The organism is Pseudomonas helvetica, assembly GCF_039908645.1.
GTDB lineage: Bacteria > Pseudomonadota > Gammaproteobacteria > Pseudomonadales > Pseudomonadaceae > Aquipseudomonas > Aquipseudomonas helvetica.
In genome coordinates, this window is sequence record NZ_CP150917.1 from 1,914,618 (window position 1) to 1,933,259 (window position 18,642).

Annotated in this window: 19 protein-coding genes; 18 read left to right on the top strand and 1 reads right to left on the bottom strand. The window is 59.9% G+C overall.

All coding sequences use genetic code 11. The features are described from left to right. The first annotated feature begins 65 nt into the window (after positions 1–65). Genes fliN through flhB form a run of 6 tightly spaced genes read left to right on the top strand, consistent with a single transcriptional unit; the run spans position 66 to position 3,931 of the window. Positions 66–527 carry a flagellar motor switch protein FliN gene (gene fliN, locus AABM55_RS08650; RefSeq protein WP_054598271.1) on the top strand — a complete coding sequence of 154 codons (462 nt, stop codon included), beginning with the start codon at positions 66–68 and terminating at the stop codon, positions 525–527. Then, positions 528–959, top strand: coding sequence for a flagellar biosynthetic protein FliO (gene fliO / locus AABM55_RS08655; protein ID WP_103315621.1), 432 nt, complete (start codon positions 528–530; stop codon positions 957–959). Then, positions 959–1,708 carry a flagellar type III secretion system pore protein FliP gene (fliP, locus tag AABM55_RS08660; protein ID WP_347929337.1) on the top strand — a complete coding sequence of 250 codons (750 nt, stop codon included), beginning with the start codon at positions 959–961 and terminating at the stop codon, positions 1,706–1,708. Before fliO ends, fliP begins: the two co-directional genes overlap by 1 nt. 24 nt (positions 1,709–1,732) lie before the next feature. Beyond that, complete coding sequence (gene fliQ, locus AABM55_RS08665; protein ID WP_054596295.1) at positions 1,733–2,002, top strand: flagellar biosynthesis protein FliQ; 270 nt, start codon at positions 1,733–1,735, stop codon at positions 2,000–2,002. Positions 2,003–2,005: 3 nt separating this feature from the next. After that, positions 2,006–2,788: a flagellar biosynthetic protein FliR gene (gene fliR, locus AABM55_RS08670; RefSeq protein WP_054596296.1), complete on the top strand. Its 783-nt coding sequence runs from the start codon at positions 2,006–2,008 to the stop codon at positions 2,786–2,788. Between the two features lie 3 nt (positions 2,789–2,791). Next, complete coding sequence (gene flhB / locus AABM55_RS08675) at positions 2,792–3,931, top strand: flagellar biosynthesis protein FlhB (RefSeq protein WP_347929338.1); 1,140 nt, start codon at positions 2,792–2,794, stop codon at positions 3,929–3,931. Between the two features lie 610 nt (positions 3,932–4,541). Here the strand turns inward: flhB and AABM55_RS08680 are convergent. Further along, positions 4,542–4,832, bottom strand: coding sequence for a DUF3077 domain-containing protein (locus AABM55_RS08680; RefSeq protein ID WP_347929339.1), 291 nt, complete (start codon positions 4,830–4,832; stop codon positions 4,542–4,544). Between the two features lie 401 nt (positions 4,833–5,233). Between AABM55_RS08680 and flhA the strand changes: the two genes are divergently transcribed. The 12 genes from flhA to AABM55_RS08740 all read left to right on the top strand — a co-directional run bounded on the left by flhA (position 5,234) and on the right by AABM55_RS08740 (position 18,614). Next, positions 5,234–7,363, top strand: coding sequence for a flagellar biosynthesis protein FlhA (flhA, locus tag AABM55_RS08685; RefSeq protein ID WP_054596299.1), 2,130 nt, complete (start codon positions 5,234–5,236; stop codon positions 7,361–7,363). A gap of 11 nt (positions 7,364–7,374) precedes the next feature. Continuing rightward, positions 7,375–8,706, top strand: a complete 1,332-nt coding sequence (flhF, locus tag AABM55_RS08690) for a flagellar biosynthesis protein FlhF (protein ID WP_103315623.1) — start codon at positions 7,375–7,377, stop codon at positions 8,704–8,706. A 114-nt stretch (positions 8,707–8,820) separates the two neighbouring features. Continuing rightward, a complete protein-coding gene (fleN, locus tag AABM55_RS08695; protein WP_019692370.1) occupies positions 8,821–9,651 on the top strand; it encodes a flagellar synthesis regulator FleN in 831 nt (276 codons plus the stop codon). Beyond that, positions 9,648–10,388: an RNA polymerase sigma factor FliA gene (gene fliA, locus AABM55_RS08700; RefSeq protein ID WP_007894214.1), complete on the top strand. Its 741-nt coding sequence runs from the start codon at positions 9,648–9,650 to the stop codon at positions 10,386–10,388. The genes fleN and fliA overlap by 4 nt, the downstream gene beginning before the upstream one ends. A 166-nt stretch (positions 10,389–10,554) precedes the next feature. Next, complete coding sequence (locus AABM55_RS08705) at positions 10,555–10,926, top strand: chemotaxis response regulator CheY (protein WP_008006721.1); 372 nt, start codon at positions 10,555–10,557, stop codon at positions 10,924–10,926. A gap of 31 nt (positions 10,927–10,957) precedes the next feature. After that, a complete protein-coding gene (locus AABM55_RS08710) occupies positions 10,958–11,746 on the top strand; it encodes a protein phosphatase CheZ (protein ID WP_347929340.1) in 789 nt (262 codons plus the stop codon). 38 nt (positions 11,747–11,784) lie between these two features. After that, complete coding sequence (locus AABM55_RS08715) at positions 11,785–14,025, top strand: chemotaxis protein CheA (protein WP_347929341.1); 2,241 nt, start codon at positions 11,785–11,787, stop codon at positions 14,023–14,025. 49 nt (positions 14,026–14,074) lie between these two features. Further along, positions 14,075–15,202, top strand: a complete 1,128-nt coding sequence (locus AABM55_RS08720) for a chemotaxis response regulator protein-glutamate methylesterase (protein WP_054596303.1) — start codon at positions 14,075–14,077, stop codon at positions 15,200–15,202. Then, entirely contained in the window at positions 15,202–15,942 is a 741-nt protein-coding gene (locus AABM55_RS08725) for a flagellar motor protein (RefSeq protein ID WP_054596304.1), read from the top strand. The genes AABM55_RS08720 and AABM55_RS08725 overlap by 1 nt, the downstream gene beginning before the upstream one ends. 15 nt (positions 15,943–15,957) lie before the next feature. Further along, positions 15,958–16,845 (top strand): flagellar motor protein MotD, encoded by an 888-nt coding sequence (motD, locus tag AABM55_RS08730; RefSeq protein WP_054596305.1) that lies wholly within the window; start codon positions 15,958–15,960, stop codon positions 16,843–16,845. A gap of 50 nt (positions 16,846–16,895) precedes the next feature. Further along, positions 16,896–17,684 carry a ParA family protein gene (locus AABM55_RS08735; protein WP_054596306.1) on the top strand — a complete coding sequence of 263 codons (789 nt, stop codon included), beginning with the start codon at positions 16,896–16,898 and terminating at the stop codon, positions 17,682–17,684. Between the two features lie 33 nt (positions 17,685–17,717). Beyond that, the gene (locus AABM55_RS08740; RefSeq protein ID WP_347929342.1) at positions 17,718–18,614 is read left to right on the top strand and encodes a CheW domain-containing protein; all 897 of its coding nucleotides are present in this window, start codon (positions 17,718–17,720) and stop codon (positions 18,612–18,614) included. Positions 18,615–18,642: the final 28 nt, after the last annotated feature.

An 18,642-nucleotide genomic window follows, 5' to 3' on the forward strand; every position in this document is an offset into this window, starting at 1 on the left:
CGTTCGCACACATTCGCTTTTAATTGACGGTTTCCAATTGATTGGTTGCCCGCTGAGGACAAATGATGGCTGACGAAATGAATACCCAGGACGACCAGGCGCTGGCCGATGAATGGGCTGCGGCGCTCGAAGAAACGGGTGATGCCGGGCAGGACGATATTGACGCCTTGCTGGCCGCCGATGCGGCGAGTTCCTCGTCCTCCAGTCGTCTGGCAATGGAAGAGTTCGGCAGCGTGCCGAAGAACCACGAGCCAGTGACCCTCGACGGTCCTAACCTGGACGTGATTCTGGACATCCCGGTGTCGATTTCCATGGAAGTCGGCAGCACCGATATCAACATTCGTAACCTGCTGCAGCTCAACCAGGGCTCGGTGATCGAACTTGACCGTCTGGCCGGCGAACCGCTGGACGTGCTGGTCAATGGCACGCTCATCGCTCACGGCGAAGTGGTGGTGGTCAACGAGAAGTTCGGCATCCGCCTGACCGACGTGATCAGCCCAAGCGAACGCATCAAGAAGCTGCGCTGAGTGAAGGCGTTTCTCGGCGTATTGCTGGCCTTGCCGCTCAGTGCGTGGGCGGCGGAACCGGTAGCGGCGGTCGCGACACCTGCGGTCGGCAGCGGCGTGGCCGGGCAGTTGACTCAGCTGGTGCTGGGTTTGCTGCTGGTGCTGGGCCTGATCTTCTTCCTCGCCTGGTTGTTGCGCCGTGTTCAGCAGGCGGGTCCTGCCGGCAAAGGGCAAGTGATTGAGCTGATCGGCTCGCGCGCCCTCGGGCCGCGTGATCGCCTGGTGCTGGTGCAAGTCGGTAACGAGCAGATTCTGCTTGGGCTGACCCCGGGCACCATTACCCCGTTGCATGTGCTCAAGGAACCGGTGCAAGTGCCGAGCACCGAGCAGGCGACCCCCGAGTTTGCCCAGCGCCTGATGGAGTTGCTGGGTAAAGATAAGGATAAGAAGTAATGCCGTTGCGCATCCTGTTGACACTGGTCCTGATGCTGGCCGCGCCGTTGGCGTTCGCCGCCGACCCGTTGTCGATTCCGGCGATCACCCTGGGCACGAACGCCAATGGCGCTCAGGAGTACTCGGTCAGCCTGCAAATCCTGCTGATCATGACCGCGCTGAGCTTCATCCCGGCGTTCGTCATGCTGATGACCAGTTTCACCCGGATCATCATTGTGTTCTCGATCCTGCGTCAGGCCCTGGGCTTGCAGCAGACACCATCGAACCAGATTCTCACCGGCATGGCGCTGTTTCTGACCCTGTTCATCATGGCGCCGGTCTTTGATCGGGTGAATCAGGATGCCTTGCAGCCGTATCTGGCCGAAAAACTTACGGCTCAGGATGCAGTGGTCAAGGCGCAAGTGCCAATCAAGGACTTCATGCTGGCGCAGACCCGTAGCAGCGATCTTGAGTTGTTCATGCGCCTGTCCAAGCGCACCGACATCGCAACGCCGGATCAGGCGCCGCTGACCATTCTGGTGCCGGCCTTCGTGACCTCGGAATTGAAAACCGCATTCCAGATTGGCTTCATGATCTTCATTCCGTTCCTGATCATCGACCTGGTCGTTGCCAGTGTGCTGATGGCCATGGGCATGATGATGCTCTCGCCGCTGATCATTTCGCTGCCGTTCAAGATCATGCTGTTTGTGCTGGTGGATGGCTGGGCGTTGATCATCGGTACGCTGGCGAGCAGTTTCGGCGGTGTTTAGGCATAAGTGGGCGGGTAGGGCGATATGACTCCTGAAGTTGCGGTAGACCTGTTCCGTGAGGCGCTTTGGCTGACCACCATGATGGTCGCCATATTGGTCGTTCCGAGTTTGCTGGTGGGCCTGCTGGTCGCGATGTTTCAGGCGGCCACGCAGATCAACGAACAGACCCTGAGCTTCCTCCCGCGTTTGCTGGTGATGCTGATCACACTGATCGTTGCCGGTCCGTGGCTGATACAAACGTTCATGGAATACATCCTGCGCTTGTACACCAGCATTCCGCAGTTGATCGGCTAAACCATGTCATTGCTGGCGCTGACCGATGCGCAAATCAGTACCTGGGTGGCCAGCTTCATGCTGCCGCTATTTCGGGTTGGCGCGGTGCTGACGACCATGCCGGTCTTCGGCACGACCCTGGTGCCCAAGCGTATTCGGTTGTACTTCGCGCTGGCGATAACGGTGGTTATCACGCCGGGCCTGCCGCCGATGCCGCAGGTCAATCCGCTGGACTTGAGCGGTCTGCTGCTGATTGCCGAACAGATACTGATTGGCGCGCTGCTGGGGTTTTCCTTGCAGTTGTTCTTTCAGGCGTTCGTGGTGGCCGGGCAGATTGTTTCGATCCAGATGGGCATGGGCTTCGCGTCCATGGTCGACCCCACCAACGGCGTGTCGGCGGCCGTCATCGGGCAGTTCTTGACGATGCTGGTGACGTTGCTGTTTCTGGGGATGAATGGCCATCTGGTGGTGTTTGAAGTCCTCACGGAAAGCTTCACGACCCTGCCGGTGGGCAGTGGCATGCTGGTCAATCATTTCTGGGAAATGGCCGGCAAGATGGGCTGGGTGCTGGGGGCGGCGATGCTGCTGGTATTGCCGGCAATCACCGCGCTGCTGGTGGTCAACATTGCCTTCGGGGTCATGACTCGCGCGGCGCCGCAACTGAATATCTTCTCTATCGGTTTTCCGCTGACCCTGGTGCTGGGCCTGGTGATTTTCTGGGTCAGCCTGGGGGACATTCTCAACCAGTATCAACCGCTGGCCACCGAGGCCTTGCAGTTGTTGCGTGATATGGCACAGGCGCGCTGAGTCATGGCTGAAAGCGAGAGCGGTCAGGACAAGACAGAAGACCCCACGGACAAGCGCAAGAAGGACTCCCGTGAAAAGGGCGAGATCGCGCGCTCCAAAGAGCTCAATACTCTGGCGGTGATGCTGGCCGGTGCGGGCGGATTGCTGATCTACGGCGGCGGTCTGGCGCTGGACCTGCTGGAAATCATGCGCCTGAACTTCTCCCTGCCGCGTGAAGTGGTGCTGACTCCGGACGCCATGGGCCTGTATTTGCTGAAGTCGGGCAAGATCGCGATTATCGCGGTGCAACCGGTGCTGCTGACCTTGTTGCTGGCGGCGATCGTCGGCCCGATTTCCCTGGGCGGCTGGCTGTTCGCCGGCAGTAGCCTGGCACCCAAGTTCAGTCGAATGAACCCGGCCAACGGCCTCAAGCGGATGTTTTCGTCCACGGCGCTGATCGAGCTGCTCAAGGCTCTGGCAAAATTCCTGCTGGTGCTGTTCGTCGCGCTGAGCGTGCTGCGCTCGGACATCGACGATTTGTTGCGAATCGCCCATGAGCCGCTGGAGCAGGCGATTATTCACAGTGTGCAGCTGGTGGGCTGGAGCACCTTGTGGATGGCGTGCGGGTTGATTCTGATCGCGGCGGTCGATGTGCCGGTTCAGCTTTACCAGAGTCACAAAAAACTGCTGATGACCAAGCAGGAAGTGCGCGACGAGCACAAGGATCAGGAAGGTCGCCCCGAGGTCAAGCAGCGAATTCGCCAGTTGCAGCGCGAGATGTCCCAGCGGCGGATGATGGCGGCCATTCCTGAGGCCGATGTGGTCATTACCAACCCGACCCACTACGCGGTGGCGCTCAAGTACGATCCGGAGAAGGGTGGGGCGCCGATGCTGGTGGCCAAGGGCAGCGACTTCCTGGCGCTGAAGATCCGCGAGATCGCGGTGGCTAATGAGGTCTTGCTGCTTGAGTCGCCGGCTCTGGCGCGTTCGATTTACTATTCCACCGAGCTTGATCAGGAAATTCCTGGTGGGCTCTATTTGGCGGTTGCTCAGGTGTTGGCTTACGTTTATCAGATCCGTCAGTACCGTGCGGGCAAGGGTAAGCGTCCGGATCCGCTTAAGGATGAATTGCCGATTCCTCCGGATCTGCGGCGGGATTCCTGACCGGCTTACGCTGATCAAAATTGTGCGGGTTGGCTTGCCTGCGATGGCGGCCTGACAGCCGACCCGTCTCTTTCAGATATATCCCCATCCTCTGTAGGAGCTGAGCTTGCTCGCGATGACGGCCTGGCAGCCGACCCGTCTCTTTCAGATATACCCCCATCCCCTGTGGGAGCCGGGCTTGCCCGCGATGGCGGCCTGACAGCCGACCAATCTCTTGCAGGTGTACATATCCATTTCTGCGGTAACGGCCACTTAGGGTTTCGCCCTGACGGCGACTCCCTTTGGCAAACGCCCCAAAGGAAGCAAAGGTCTTCGCCCCAAGCGTACGGCACCTCGCCTAGGCTCGGCGTACCCTTGCTTCGGCATTCATCAGGGGGCATCGCCTACGGTCTGCTTCGCGACGACCTCCTCTCGATGTGTCCGGCTGCGCCGTACGGCGCTGCGCGCCCACCCCCTGATGAACACCTGCGCTCGGCCTCCCGATAGGGGCGGGTGGATCAACAGCAACAGCAACAGCGCCGCGGCCTACCGGCCGGCCTGAGTGGTTGGGGCGTGAACGGCTTTAGATCGTTTCCGCGCAGGAGCGTGGGAGCGATCCGCGGTGGGTGAGTTAATGTTCGGCTTTTTGATGGTTGTTCGATGCGGCTATGACTTTCACCGCGTTATCGATGACGGCTTTGCTCATCTCCTGCAAGTAGTGAGAGGCCCAGGCGTAGCGGTCGGTTTTGCGCTCCATCGCTGCATCTTCGGCCAGCATCTTGGAGAGGTGGAGCAGGTCGGACACGTGGGGCAAGGCTTCGTGGATCGAGACGCCACTGTTGACGCGGAACGAGGCTTGATCGTTGTGGATGGAGAAGGGGGGGGCGGTTTTTAAATCGTGGAGGTGCGAAGATTTGTTCATGGCGAGGTTCTCGTTTACTGGTTAGAGCGGCCTCGTTTACTCAATCGGGTTTCCAGGCCCGGTCGCTGATTTGGCAGTGACCACCGAAGACTAGCGATGCCACTTCCGAGGGGCAACCTCGAAAGCCTGTCGGACAAATCCCGGTGTTTTCCAGATTTGTGGCTGAATTCTTGGGATGGGCGTTGAATATCCGGTCTCTTCGCGGGCAAGTCTTGCTCCTACGGATGTGAGTGATCTGTAGGAGCAAGGCTTGCCCGCGATGGCGTCTGTCCGGTCGCTGAAAAACTCCCGATAAACCCCGCTGTTTCAAGCCCCCTGCAAAAGTTGGAAAGCTTCTTGCAGTACCCGCTCTGCGCCCGCTTCAGGCGTCAAAAGTTTGCTTCAAGGAACGGGGAATACCGGTGGATCGCTCTCAGTTAATCAACAGTGCCCGCAGCAACCTGGCAGACCTCAGTCGAGGCAATCTGGGTGTGCCGCTGTTGCTGTTGGTCATGCTGGCGATGATGATGTTGCCGGTCCCGCCGTTCCTGCTCGACGTGTTCTTCACCTTCAACATTGCGCTGTCGATTGTCGTGCTGCTGGTCTGCGTCTACGCCTTGCGGCCGCTGGATTTCGCGGTGTTTCCGACCATTCTGCTGGTCGCCACGTTGTTGCGACTGGCATTGAACGTGGCCTCGACCCGGGTGGTGATGCTCCACGGTCAGGACGGCCATGCCGCCGCCGGCAAGGTGATTCAGGCCTTCGGCGAGGTGGTGATTGGCGGTAACTACGTGGTCGGTATCGTGGTCTTCGCGATTTTGATGATCATCAACTTCGTCGTGGTGACCAAAGGTGCCGGGCGGATTTCCGAGGTCAGTGCGCGTTTTACCCTGGATGCGATGCCGGGCAAGCAGATGGCCATCGACGCCGACCTGAACGCCGGCCTGATCGACCAGCCCGCAGCCAAACTGCGCCGTATGGAGGTGGCCCAGGAGGCCGAGTTCTACGGTTCGATGGACGGTGCCAGCAAGTTCGTGCGCGGTGACGCCATCGCCGGTCTGCTGATTCTGTTCATCAACCTGATTGGCGGCATGGCGGTCGGGATCTTCCAGCATGGCATGAGCTTCGGCGATGCCGGCAAGGTCTACGCATTGTTGACCATCGGTGACGGTTTGGTGGCGCAATTGCCATCACTGCTGCTGTCCACCGCGGCGGCGATCATGGTGACCCGTGCTTCCGGTTCGGAAGACATGGGCAAGCAGATCAATCGGCAAATGTTCGCGTCGCCCAAGGCGCTGGCGGTAGCTGCCGGTTTGATGGCGGTCATGGGCCTGGTGCCAGGCATGCCGCACTTCTCCTTTCTCAGCATGGCCGCCGTCGCAGCGGGCGGCGCGTATCTGTTCTGGAAAAAACACAACATCGTCAAGGTTCAGGCTCTGGAAGAGGTCAAGCGTCAGCAGGACCTGCTGCCGTCGCCCGCACGGGCCATGGAAACCAAAGAGCTGGGCTGGGATGACGTGACCCCGATCGACATGATTGGTCTGGAAGTCGGCTACCGGCTGATCCCGCTGGTGGATCGCAACCAGGGTGGTCAGTTGCTGGCGCGGATCAAGGGCGTGCGCAAGAAGCTTTCCCAGGATCTGGGCTTCCTGATGCCGACCGTGCACATTCGCGACAACCTCGATCTGGCGCCGAGTGCCTACCGCCTGACCCTGATGGGGGTGATCCTCGCCGAGGCGGAGATTTATCCGGATCGCGAACTGGCGATCAACCCCGGGCAGGTCTACGGCACGCTCAATGGCATCACCGCCAAAGATCCGGCCTTTGGCCTGGAGGCGGTCTGGATCGAAATCAGTCAGCGTCCGCAGGCGCAATCCCTGGGGTACACCGTGGTTGATGCCAGTACGGTGGTGGCGACTCACCTCAACCAGATTTTGTACAAGCATTCCAGCGAGCTGATCGGCCACGAGGAAGTTCAGCAGCTCATGCAATTGCTGGCCAAAAGCTCGCCAAAACTGGCCGAGGAGCTGGTGCCGGGCGTCGTTTCGCTGTCGCAGTTGCTCAAAGTACTGCAGGCCTTGTTGGCCGAACAGGTTCCGGTTCGCGACATTCGCAGCATTGCCGAAGCCATCGCGAACAATGCCGCCAAGAGTCAAGATACTGCCGCTCTGGTGGCGGCCGTTCGCGTCGGCGTATCGCGCGCTATCGTCCAAAGCATTGTAGGCACTGAGTCCGAGCTGCCTGTGATCACCTTGGAACCAAGGTTGGAACAAATATTGCTCAATAGTCTTCAGAAGGCAGGACAAGGCTCGGAAGAGGGCGTTTTGCTGGAGCCAAGCATGGCAGAGAAGCTGCAACGTTCGTTGATCGACGCCGCGCAGCGTCAGGAAATGCAAGGTCAACCGGTGATTCTGCTGGTAGCAGGTCCGGTACGCGCGATGCTCTCGCGGTTCGGACGTTTGGCAGTGCCGGGGTTGCATGTGTTGGCGTATCAGGAAATCCCTGACAACAAGCAAGTGACCATCGTTGCGACAGTAGGGCCCAACGGCTGAGGTAGTGGTTTATGCAAGTTAAGCGTTTTTTCGCCGCCGATATGCGTCAGGCCATGAAGCTGGTTCGCGATGAGCTGGGCGCTGATGCGGCCATTATCGGTAATCGCCGGATCGCCGGTGGTGTCGAGCTGACGGCGGCCCTGGATTACAAGCTGTCGGCGCTGGCCCCGCGTGTACCGAACATTGAACTCGAAGACGAGTTGCGCAAGACCCAGTCGCGGATCGTCACGGCTCAGGCCGAATTGAGCCTGCGTGGCGACGGCGAAGGTGATGCGAGCGCCAGCACCAATCGCCAGTTGTTTGCCGGCCTGCCGCTGACCGCTGCGGAACCGTTGATCGAGCCGACCTTTGCTGAGCGGCCGCGTCCTGCTTCAGCGCCTGTGCATTCTGCCGGGGTCGATCCGCGGGCTTTCGACTCGATGCGTTTCGAACTCAATGGTCTGCGTGAACTGCTCGAAGTACAGTTGGGTTCGCTGGCCTGGAACCAGCTGCAAGGCAGTCGCCCGCAGCAAGCCAACCTGTGGCGTCGCCTGCAACGCATCGGCCTGTCCGGTCCGTTGTCGCGCGATCTGCTGGAACTGATTACTGACATTGAAGAACCCCGCCAGGCCTGGCGCATGCTGTTGGCGCACCTGGCGCGGATGATCGTGACTCCCGAGATCGAACCACTGGAAGAGGGTGGCGTGATCGCCATGGTCGGCCCTGCCGGCATGGGCAAAACCACCACGCTGGCCAAGCTGGCCGCGCGTTACGTGCTCAAGTACGGCGCGCAGAACATCGCGCTGGTGAGCATGGACAGCTTCCGCATTGGGGCTCAGGAACAGCTCAAGACCCTGGGGCGTATCCTCAATGTCTCGGTGACTCACGTCGACCCGGGCCAGTCCCTGGCGCAAGCCCTTGATCCGCTGTTGCGCAAGCGTGTGGTGTTGATCGACACCGCCGGCCTGCAGGCCAGTGATCCGGCGTTGCGCATGCAGCTGGAAAGCCTGGCCGGTCGCGGGATCAAGTCGAAGAATTATCTGGTGCTGGCCACTACCAGCCAAAAGCAGGTGCTGACTGCCGCTTATCACAGTTACAAGCGGTGCGGGCTAGCAGGCTGCATTCTGACTAAACTGGATGAAACAGCGAGCCTGGGCGAGGTGTTGAGCCTGGCAATCAGCCACGAATTACCTGTCGCTTATCTGACCGACGGGCCACGGATCCCGGATGATCTACATTTACCGCGCCGGCATCAGTTGGTCAGTCGCGCCGTTAGCGTGCAGATGCAGGAAGAACCCAGCGAAGAAGCCATGGCTGATATGTTCGCTGACCTCTACCACAGCCCGGCCAAGCGTGTCGGCTGAGGTAATAATGAATAGATTTGTATCTACATCGATGGCCTGCCATGCATTGTTCACAAGTGAGCGCGCAGCCAGTCATGTAGTCCGCGTCTAAGCAAGACAAGGTAAAGAACGAACATGGGCAGCATGCATCCCGTACAGGTGATCGCAGTGACCGGCGGCAAAGGTGGCGTCGGGAAGACTAATGTGTCAGTGAACTTGTCCCTGGCTCTTGCTGAGCTCGGCCGGCGCGTCATGCTGCTGGACGCCGATCTGGGGCTGGCGAACGTTGACGTCCTGCTGGGGCTCACGCCCAAGCGTACGCTGGCCGACGTCATCGAAGGCCGCTGTGAACTGCGCGATGTATTACTTCAGGGGCCGGGCGGAATTCGCATTGTTCCAGCAGCGTCCGGTACCCAGAGCATGGTTCACCTGAGCCCGGCCCAGCATGCTGGCCTGATTCAGGCATTCAGCGACATCGGCGATAACCTCGACGTATTGGTGATCGACACGGCGGCGGGTATTGGTGAGTCGGTCGTCAGTTTTGTTCGCGCAGCCCAGGAAGTATTGCTGGTGGTGTGCGACGAGCCGACGTCGATCACTGACGCCTACGCGCTGATCAAACTGCTCAACCGCGATTACGGCATGAACCGCTTCCGCGTGCTGGCCAACATGGCGCAAAGCCCGCAGGAAGGGCGAAATCTGTTCGCCAAGTTGACCAAGGTCACGGATCGCTTCCTCGACGTCGCCTTACAATACGTCGGTGCGGTGCCTTACGACGAATGCGTGCGTAAGGCGGTGCAGAAGCAGCGCGCCGTGTATGAAGCGTTTCCTCGTTCCAAGTGTGCGCTGGCATTCAAGGCCATCGCGCAGAAAGTCGATACCTGGCCGCTGCCTGCCAACCCGCGTGGGCACCTGGAATTTTTCGTCGAGCGTCTGGTGCAGCAAACTGCGGGTCCGGTTCTATGACAGCCAGCGGTTACAACCTGTACAAGAAGTCGGCGCGTGACGCGCAGTACGAACTGATCGAGCGTTACGCGCCACTGGTAAAACGTATTGCCTATCACCTGTTGGCGCGCTTGCCGGCCAGTGTTCAGGTCGAGGACCTGATCCAGGCAGGCATGATCGGTTTGCTTGAAGTGTCGACCAAATACGACGCGAGCAAAGGTGCGAGTTTCGAGACGTACGCGGGGATCCGTATCCGTGGTGCGATGCTCGATGAAGTCCGCAAGGGTGACTGGGCGCCACGCTCGGTCCACCGCAATACCCGGATGGTGAGTGACGCGATTCGCTCAATTGAAGCTAAAACCGGGCGTGACGCTAAAGATCACGAGGTTGCGGCCGAACTCCAATTGAGTCTCGACGATTATTACGGGATTTTGAATGACACCTTGGGCAGTCGCCTGTTCAGCTTCGACGATCTGTTGCAGGACGGCGAGCATGAAGGGCTGCACGAGGATGGCGCGAGTGCTCATCTCGAACCGTCGCGCGACCTGGAAGATGAACGCTTCCAGGCAGCACTGGCGGATGCGATTGCCAATTTGCCGGAGCGTGAGCGACTGGTGTTGGCGCTGTACTACGACGAAGAGCTGAATCTCAAGGAAATCGGTGAGGTCCTGGGGGTCAGTGAATCGCGGGTCAGCCAGTTACACAGCCAGTGCGCGGCCCGTTTGCGGGGGCGTTTGGGGGAGTGGCGAGCGCGCTGACAGCAGTGTGGGGACACTGCGAACGAAACAGGCAGGGCGTAACGCTGTGCCGGTCTTCATCCGTTGTGCTCCAGACAGTCGTCGAGTGCTCTGCCGAATTGATTGAATGGCGTGTTCAGGTGCTGAACGCGTTTAAGACTGCTTGGAGGTCGAATTGGACAAGAACATGAAAATCCTCATCGTTGATGACTTCTCAACGATGCGGCGGATCATAAAAAACCTGTTGCGTGACCTTGGGTTCACCAACACGGTCGAGGCGGACGACGGTATTACCGCCATTCCCGTCCTCAACAGCGGGAGCATCGACTTTCTGGTAACGGACTGGAACATGCCTGGCATGACCGGTATCGATTTGCTGCGCCACGTGCGCGCCGATGAAAAGCTCAAGCACCTGCCGGTGCTGATGGTCACTGCCGAAGCCAAGCGCGAGCAGATCATCGAAGCCGCTCAAGCCGGTGTAAACGGCTATGTGGTCAAACCCTTCACGGCCCAGGCGTTGAAAGAGAAGATCGAAAAAATATTCGAACGCATCGGTTGATGCGCGGAGCCACTGCGCCACGGGGGGAGCTATGGAGCAAAGAGAATCTTCACAGGGCGATTTCGAATCGACCCTGAAAAAACACGCTCACGAACTGGTCGAAAGCCTTGAAAAGGGCAGGTTCGGTGACGCTGTGCAACTGATCCATGAGCTCAATCAGACCCGTGACCGCGGCCTGTACCAGGAGGTGGGCAAGCTCACTCGCGAGCTGCATAGCGCGATCGTCAATTTTCAGATTGACCCGAACATGCCGCAAGCCGAGGAAGTCTCACAGATCACAGACGCCACCGAGCGCCTGTCCTATGTGGTCAAGCTGACCGAAGCGGCCGCGAACCGGACCATGGATCTGGTCGAGAACAGTACTCCGCTGGTCAATGGCCTGAGCACTGACGCCCAGGCCTTGAGCGCCGACTGGGGGCGTTTCATGCGCCGCGAAGTCGGTGCCGAAGAGTTCCGCGAACTGGCCCGGCGTGTCGACGGTTTCCTGACGCGTAGCGTCGAGGAGAGCCAGGTCGTCTCGGGCAACCTCAACGATATTCTGCTGGCTCAGGATTACCAGGATCTAACCGGTCAGGTGATCAAGCGCGTGATTCAACTGGTCACCGAAGTCGAAAGCAACCTGCTCAAGCTCGTGCTCATGGCCAGTCAGGTAGACCGCTTTGCGGGCATCGAACATGACCATGAAGCGATGCTGGCTGAAAAAGATCCGCAAAAACATCTCTCTCAGGGTGAAGGTCCGCAGATTCATGCCGATAAAAGAGAAGACGTTGTGTCCGGTCAGGACGATGTGGACGATTTGCTATCCAGTCTTGGATTTTAGGTTTTTTAGGTTTTTAGACCTTTAGGAGCACCCCCTTAATGAGCTTCGGCGCCGATGAAGAGATCCTTCAGGATTTCCTGGTTGAGGCCGGCGAGATTCTAGAGCAACTGTCCGAACAGCTGGTCGAGCTGGAAAGCCGACCCGATGATGCGGATTTGCTCAATGCAATTTTTCGCGGTTTTCACACTGTAAAAGGGGGCGCCGGCTTCCTCCAGCTCAATGAGCTGGTGGAGTGCTGTCACATCGCCGAGAACGTGTTCGACATCCTGCGCAAGGGTGAGCGTCGCGTCGACTCGGAACTGATGGACGTGGTTCTCGAAGCGCTGGACGCGGTGAACGGCATGTTCAGCGAAGTCCGCGAGCGTGCACCGATCACTGCGGCTACACCGGAACTGCTGGCGGCTCTGGCCCGCCTGGCCGAGCCTCAAACAGACGATGTGGCGCAACCAGTTGCAGAGGTGGTTGAAGCACCTGCCGCTGAAAGCGAATCGGGCGACGTCACCGACAATGAGTTCGAACTGCTGCTGGACTCGCTGAACGCGGTCAAGGCGCAAGCTGAGTCGGGGGCGCCTGTAGCCCCGGCACCTGAAGCGGCTGCCGGCAGCGATGAAATCACCGATGCCGAGTTCGAGTCGTTGCTCGACCAATTGCACGGCAAAGGCCAGTTCGCCCCTGATGCAGTGGCGGCAGCACCTGCCGCACCGGCTGCCCCGAAAGCGGCAGGCGACAGCTCCGATATTACCGACGACGAATTCGAAGCACTGCTCGATCAGTTGCATGGCAAAGGCAACTTCGCCGTTGATGCCCTGGAGTCGGCAATTGCTGCCGTTCCGGCACCTGCTGCACCTGTGGCTGCGGCCGCTGGCAGCGATCTGATCTCCGATCACGAGTTCGAATCGCTGCTCGACGAATTGCATGGCAAAGGCAAGTTCACGGAGGTCGGCACGGCTGCTGCTTCGGTGGCGGCACCCGTTGCCAAGGCAGCAGCGCCAGCACCTGTGGCTAAAGCGCCCGAGCCAAAAGCTGAAGCGCCTAAACCTGCTGCCGCGGCTGCACCGGCCCCAGCTCGCGCACCGGCCTCACCGCCACCGGAAAAACCGGCCAGTGAAGCCGAGACCACCGTGCGTGTGGATACCGCACGTCTCGACGAAATCATGAACATGGTCGGCGAACTGGTACTGGTGCGTAACCGCTTGGTCCGTCTGGGCCTCAACAGCGGCGACGAAGCCATGTCCAAGGCCGTGTCGAACCTCGACGTGGTCACGGCCGACTTGCAGACCGCTGTCATGAAGACCCGGATGCAGCCGATCAAGAAAGTCTTCGGGCGCTTCCCGCGCCTGGTTCGCGACCTCGCGCGCCAGTTGAAGAAAGAGATCAACCTGGAGCTGGTCGGTGAAGAAACCGACCTCGACAAGAACCTCGTCGAGGCCCTGGCCGACCCGCTGGTCCACTTGGTGCGTAACTCGGTCGACCACGGTATCGAAGAACCGGCTGATCGTGAGGCGATGGGCAAGCCTCGCAGCGGCAAAGTGATTCTGTCCGCAGAGCAGGAAGGCGATCACATCCTGCTGTCCATCTCTGATGATGGCAAGGGCATGGATGCTGATGTCTTGCGCAGTATCGCCGTGAAGAAAGGCTTGATGGACAAGGATGCGGCGGACCGTCTCAGCGAGTCCGACTGCTTCAACCTGATCTTCGCGCCGGGTTTCTCGACCAAAACCGAGATCTCCGACGTGTCCGGTCGTGGCGTGGGCATGGACGTGGTGAAAACCAAGATCGCCCAGCTCAACGGCACCATCAATATCTACTCGACCAAGGGCAAAGGCTCGAAGATCGTCATCAAGGTCCCGTTGACCCTGGCGATCATGCCGACGCTGATGGTCATGCTCGGCAACCAGGCCTTTGCTTTCCCGCTGGTCAACGTCAACGAGATTTTCCATCTCGACCTGTCGCGCACCAACGTGGTCGACGGTCAGGAAGTGGTGATCGTACGGGACAAGGCGCTGCCACTGTTCTACCTCAAACGCTGGCTGGTCAGCTCCGCCGCTCACGAAGAGCAGCGTGAAGGCCATGTGGTGATCCTTTCAGTGGGCACTCAGCGGATCGGCTTCGTCGTCGATCAGCTGGTGGGCCAGGAAGAAGTGGTCATCAAGCCATTGGGCAAAATGCTTCAGGGAACCCCGGGCATGTCCGGCGCCACCATTACCGGTGACGGTCGCATCGCCTTGATTCTCGATGTTCCGAGCATGCTCAAGCGTTACGCCGCACGGCGTATTTGATTCTGGCGGAGCGGGGCGACTGAGCCTCGCTCCGTCTAACGGAGTGTTTATGGCAGTCAAAGTCCTGGTGGTGGATGATTCTGGTTTTTTCCGCCGCCGCGTCTCGGAAATTCTTTCAGCAGATCCGAGTATCCAGGTTGTCGGTACGGCGACCAACGGTAAAGAGGCGATCGATCAGGCCCTGGCCCTCAAGCCAGACGTGATCACCATGGACTACGAGATGCCGATGATGGATGGCATCACGGCGGTGCGGCACATCATGCAGCGCTGTCCTACCCCGGTTTTGATGTTCTCCTCGCTGACGCACGAAGGCGCTCGGGTCACTCTCGATGCACTGGATGCCGGCGCAGTGGACTTCCTGCCGAAGAATTTCGAAGACATCTCGCGCAATCCCGAGAAGGTCAAGCAACTGCTGTGCGAAAAGGTTCACAGCATTTCGCGCAGTAACCGTCGTTTCAGCGCCTACAGCGCTCCGGCTCCAGCCGCCGCGCCAGCCCCGGCCCCGGCACCTTCGAGTTTCGGCAGCAGTGCGCCGGCGCCTGTGCGTCCGGCCCCGACGCCGATTCCTGCGCGTGCGCCGGTTGCCAGCGCATCGTCGCCGGCACCGAAACGCAAAGCCTACAAGCTGGTTGCCATTGGTACCTCAACCGGCGGCCCGGTCGCGTTGCAACGGGTGCTGACACAGCTGCCGGCCAACTTCCCGGCGCCGATCGTGCTGATCCAGCACATGCCGGCGGCCTTCACCAAGGCTTTCGCCGAGCGTTTGGACAAGCTCTGCCGGATCAGCGTCAAGGAAGCCGAGGATGGTGACATCCTGCGTCCGGGCCTGGCGTTGCTGGCACCGGGTGGCAAGCAAATGATGATCGACGGCCGTGGCGCGGTGAAAATCCTTCCGGGCGACGAGCGTCTGAACTACAAGCCGTGCGTGGACATCACCTTCGGTTCGGCGGCCAAGTCCTACGGCGACAAAGTTCTGGCGGTGGTCCTTACCGGCATGGGCGCCGACGGTCGCGAAGGCGCGCGTCTGCTCAAGCAGGGCGGCAGCGCGGTCTGGGCCCAGGATGAAGCCAGTTGCGTGATCTACGGCATGCCGATGGCGATCGTCAAAGCCGATCTGGCTGACGCGATCTACGGCCTCGACGATATCGGCAAGCACCTGGCCGAGGCGTGCATCTGATGGATGTTTTAAGCCTCATCGGGATCATCATGGCGTTCATCGCCATTATTGGTGGCAACTACCTGGAAGGCGGGCATCTCGGTGCCTTGGCCAATGGCCCGGCGGCACTGATCGTGCTCGGCGGGACCATTGGCGCTGCCTTGTTGCAGTCGCCGATGAGTGCCTTCAAGCGCGCGATGCAGATTCTTCGCTGGATCCTCTTTCCGCCTCGCGTCGACCTCGCCGGTGGTATCGACCGTGTGGTCAACTGGAGCCTCACCGCGCGCAAGGAAGGTTTGCTCGGGCTTGAAGGGGTCGCGGACAGCGAACCCGACAGCTACTCGCGCAAAGGCTTGCAATTGCTGGTCGACGGCGCTGAACCCGAGTCGATTCGCAGCATCCTCGAAGTGGATTTCTACACCCAGGAAAGCCGTGACATCGAAGCCGCCAAAGTCTTTGAAAGCATGGGCGGCTATGCGCCGACCATCGGTATCATCGGTGCGGTCATGGGCCTGATTCATGTGATGGGCAACCTGGGTGATCCGTCGCAACTGGGCAGCGGCATTGCCGTGGCCTTCGTCGCGACCATCTACGGCGTGGCCAGCGCCAACCTGGTGTTGTTGCCGATTGCCAGCAAGCTCAAGTCCATCGCGCTGCGACAGTCGCGTTATCGCGAAATGTTGCTGGAAGGCATTCTGTCGATCGCCGAAGGTGAAAACCCACGCTCCATCGAGTTGAAGCTTCAGGGCTTCATGGACTGATGGGGGTAATGGACTATGGCACGCCGCCGTCAGCACGATGAACACGTCAACCACGAGCGCTGGCTGGTGTCCTACGCGGACTTCATCACACTGCTGTTCGCCTTTTTCGTGGTGATGTATTCCATCTCTTCGATCAACGAAGGCAAGTACAAGGAAATTTCCGAAGCGCTGGTCGGGGTCTTTACCAACTCTGACCGAGCCCTCAAGCCGATCCCCATTGGCGAAGAACGTCCGAAGACGGTTACCCCGGCCAAGCCGCTGGTCAAGGACAGCGAGCAGATCGATGCCGGCATCGCCCAGGCCAGCAAGGATCCGCTCAAGAGTATTGCCGATGACATCAGTGCGGCGTTTGGCGATTTGATCAGCTCCAATCAGATGACCGTGCGTGGCAACGAGTTGTGGGTCGAGATCGAACTCAACTCCAGCCTGTTGTTCGGCAGCGGCGATGCGATGCCCAGCGATATCGCGTTCAACATCATCGACAAGGTCGCGGCGATTCTGAAACCGTTCGACAACCCGATTCACGTTGAGGGCTTCACCGACGATCAACCGATCCGCACGGCGCAGTACCCGACCAACTGGGAACTGTCCTCGGCCCGCTCGGCGAGCATCGTGCGCATGCTCGCCATGCAGGGTGTCAACCCTGGGCGTCTGGCCTCGGTGGGTTACGGCGAGTTCCAGCCCGTGGCCAATAACGCGACCGCCGAAGGGCGTGCGCGTAACCGGCGCGTGGTGTTGGTGGTGTCGCGCAATCTCGATGTACGCCGCAGCCTGACCGGTACCGGAACCGCTAATGCAAAACCGGACGCCGCATTGAAGCGTGCTGGCACACAAACTGCACCGACGACCGTCAAGTCGCCGGGACACGAGAGTGCCGTCAATTCTCCGTCACCCGGCTTATAACGTTGAGCTATTTCTCGGTTGTATTGATTCGACCGGGAGGAACAATCTGAATGAGAGTCTGGGCAGTTGCCAATCAAAAGGGTGGTGTCGGTAAAACCACTTCCTCCATCGCTTTAGCCGGTTTGCTGGCAGAGGCGGGCAAGCGCGTGGTTGTGGTCGATCTCGACCCGCACGGCTCCATGACCAGCTACTTCGGTTACGACCCCGACAGCCTGGAACACAGCAGCTACGACCTGTTTCTGCACAAGGGCAGCGTGCCGCAAGGCTTGCCCGGGCAATTGTTGCTGCCGACCAGTGACGAGCGTATTTCCCTGTTGCCGTCGAGCACTGCGCTCGCCACCCTCGAGCGCCAGTCGCCGGGGCAGAGCGGTCTGGGCCTGGTGATCGCCAAGAGCCTGGCGCAATTGTGGCAGGACTTCGATTACGCGTTGATCGACAGCCCACCGTTGCTTGGCGTGCTGATGGTCAATGCCTTGGCGGCCAGCCAGCAGTTGGTGATCCCGGTGCAGACCGAGCACCTTGCAGTGAAAGGTCTGGAGCGCATGGTCAACACCTTGGCGATGATCAACCGTTCGCGTAAACAAGCGCTGCCGTTCAGCATCGTGCCGACCCTGTTCGATCGTCGCACCCAAGCCTCGCTGGGAACCTTGCGGGTGCTGCGCGACATGTACCCGGAAGAAATCTGGCAAGGCTACATCCCGGTCGATACCCGACTGCGTGATGCCAGCCGTGCCGGCCTGACCCCTTCGCAGTTCGATGGCAAGAGCCGTGGAGTGTTGGCGTACCGCGCGCTGCTCAAGCATTTGCTGGCGCAGCAACTTGTTCCGCAGGTGGCTTGAGGTGAATCTTTTCTCTGCCGGGATGGAGTGCCAATGAACCGGCCAGTAAAAATTACCAGCCGACCACAACTGGCGTTGCAGTCCTATCTGGATGCGTTGTTGCAAGACGCGACCGAGGAGTTGCCGTCAGAAGTCGAGGTATTGCCCGAGGTTGTAGAGGTCGTCGAGGTCGTTGAAGCCATTGAGGCGCAAGGCGCACTGGACGAGTTCCAGGCTGCAGTGCTCGAAGAGCAGGCTCGCGATGCACAAAAGCCAGTGGTTGCGCCTCCCGTTGTAGCTCCGGTTGCCGAGGCGCCCGTTGTCGTGCCGGTACTGGAAGCACCTGTACCGATGCTGGCGCCGGTTTCAACGGTCGCCCCCTTGCTCAAAGCGCTGGTCGAGCCGGTGGTTGAAGTCCATCTGCCGCCGAGCAACACGCCACCGCCGGTGGTCGGCGATGACCGGCCAAGCTGGGCTGCCGAACCGTTTGAATGCCTGTTGTTCGACGTCGCCGGTCTGACCCTGGCCGTGCCGCTGGTGTGCCTCGGTTCGATTTACTCGTTGGCCGGTCATGAGCTGACGCCGTTGTTCGGTCAGCCGGAATGGTTCCTCGGGATTCTGCCAAGCCAGGCCGGCAACCTGAAGGTGCTGGATACCGCGCGCTGGGTCATGCCCGATCGTTATCGCGATGACTTCCGCCAGGGCCTGCAATACGTGATCTCGGTTCAGGGGTATGAGTGGGGGCTGGCGGTGCATCAGGTCAGCCGCTCGTTGCGCCTGGACCCGAACGAAATCAAATGGCGCAGCCATCGGGGTCAACGGCCATGGCTGGCCGGGACGGTGATCGAGCACATGTGTGCGTTGCTGGATGTCTCGGAGCTGGCGGAGTTGATCGCCAGCGGTGGTGCCAAGCACATGGGCGGCGGTAAGCCGGCCCACAAACCTACATAACAAGCAGCTGGCCGCATACACAGTGCGG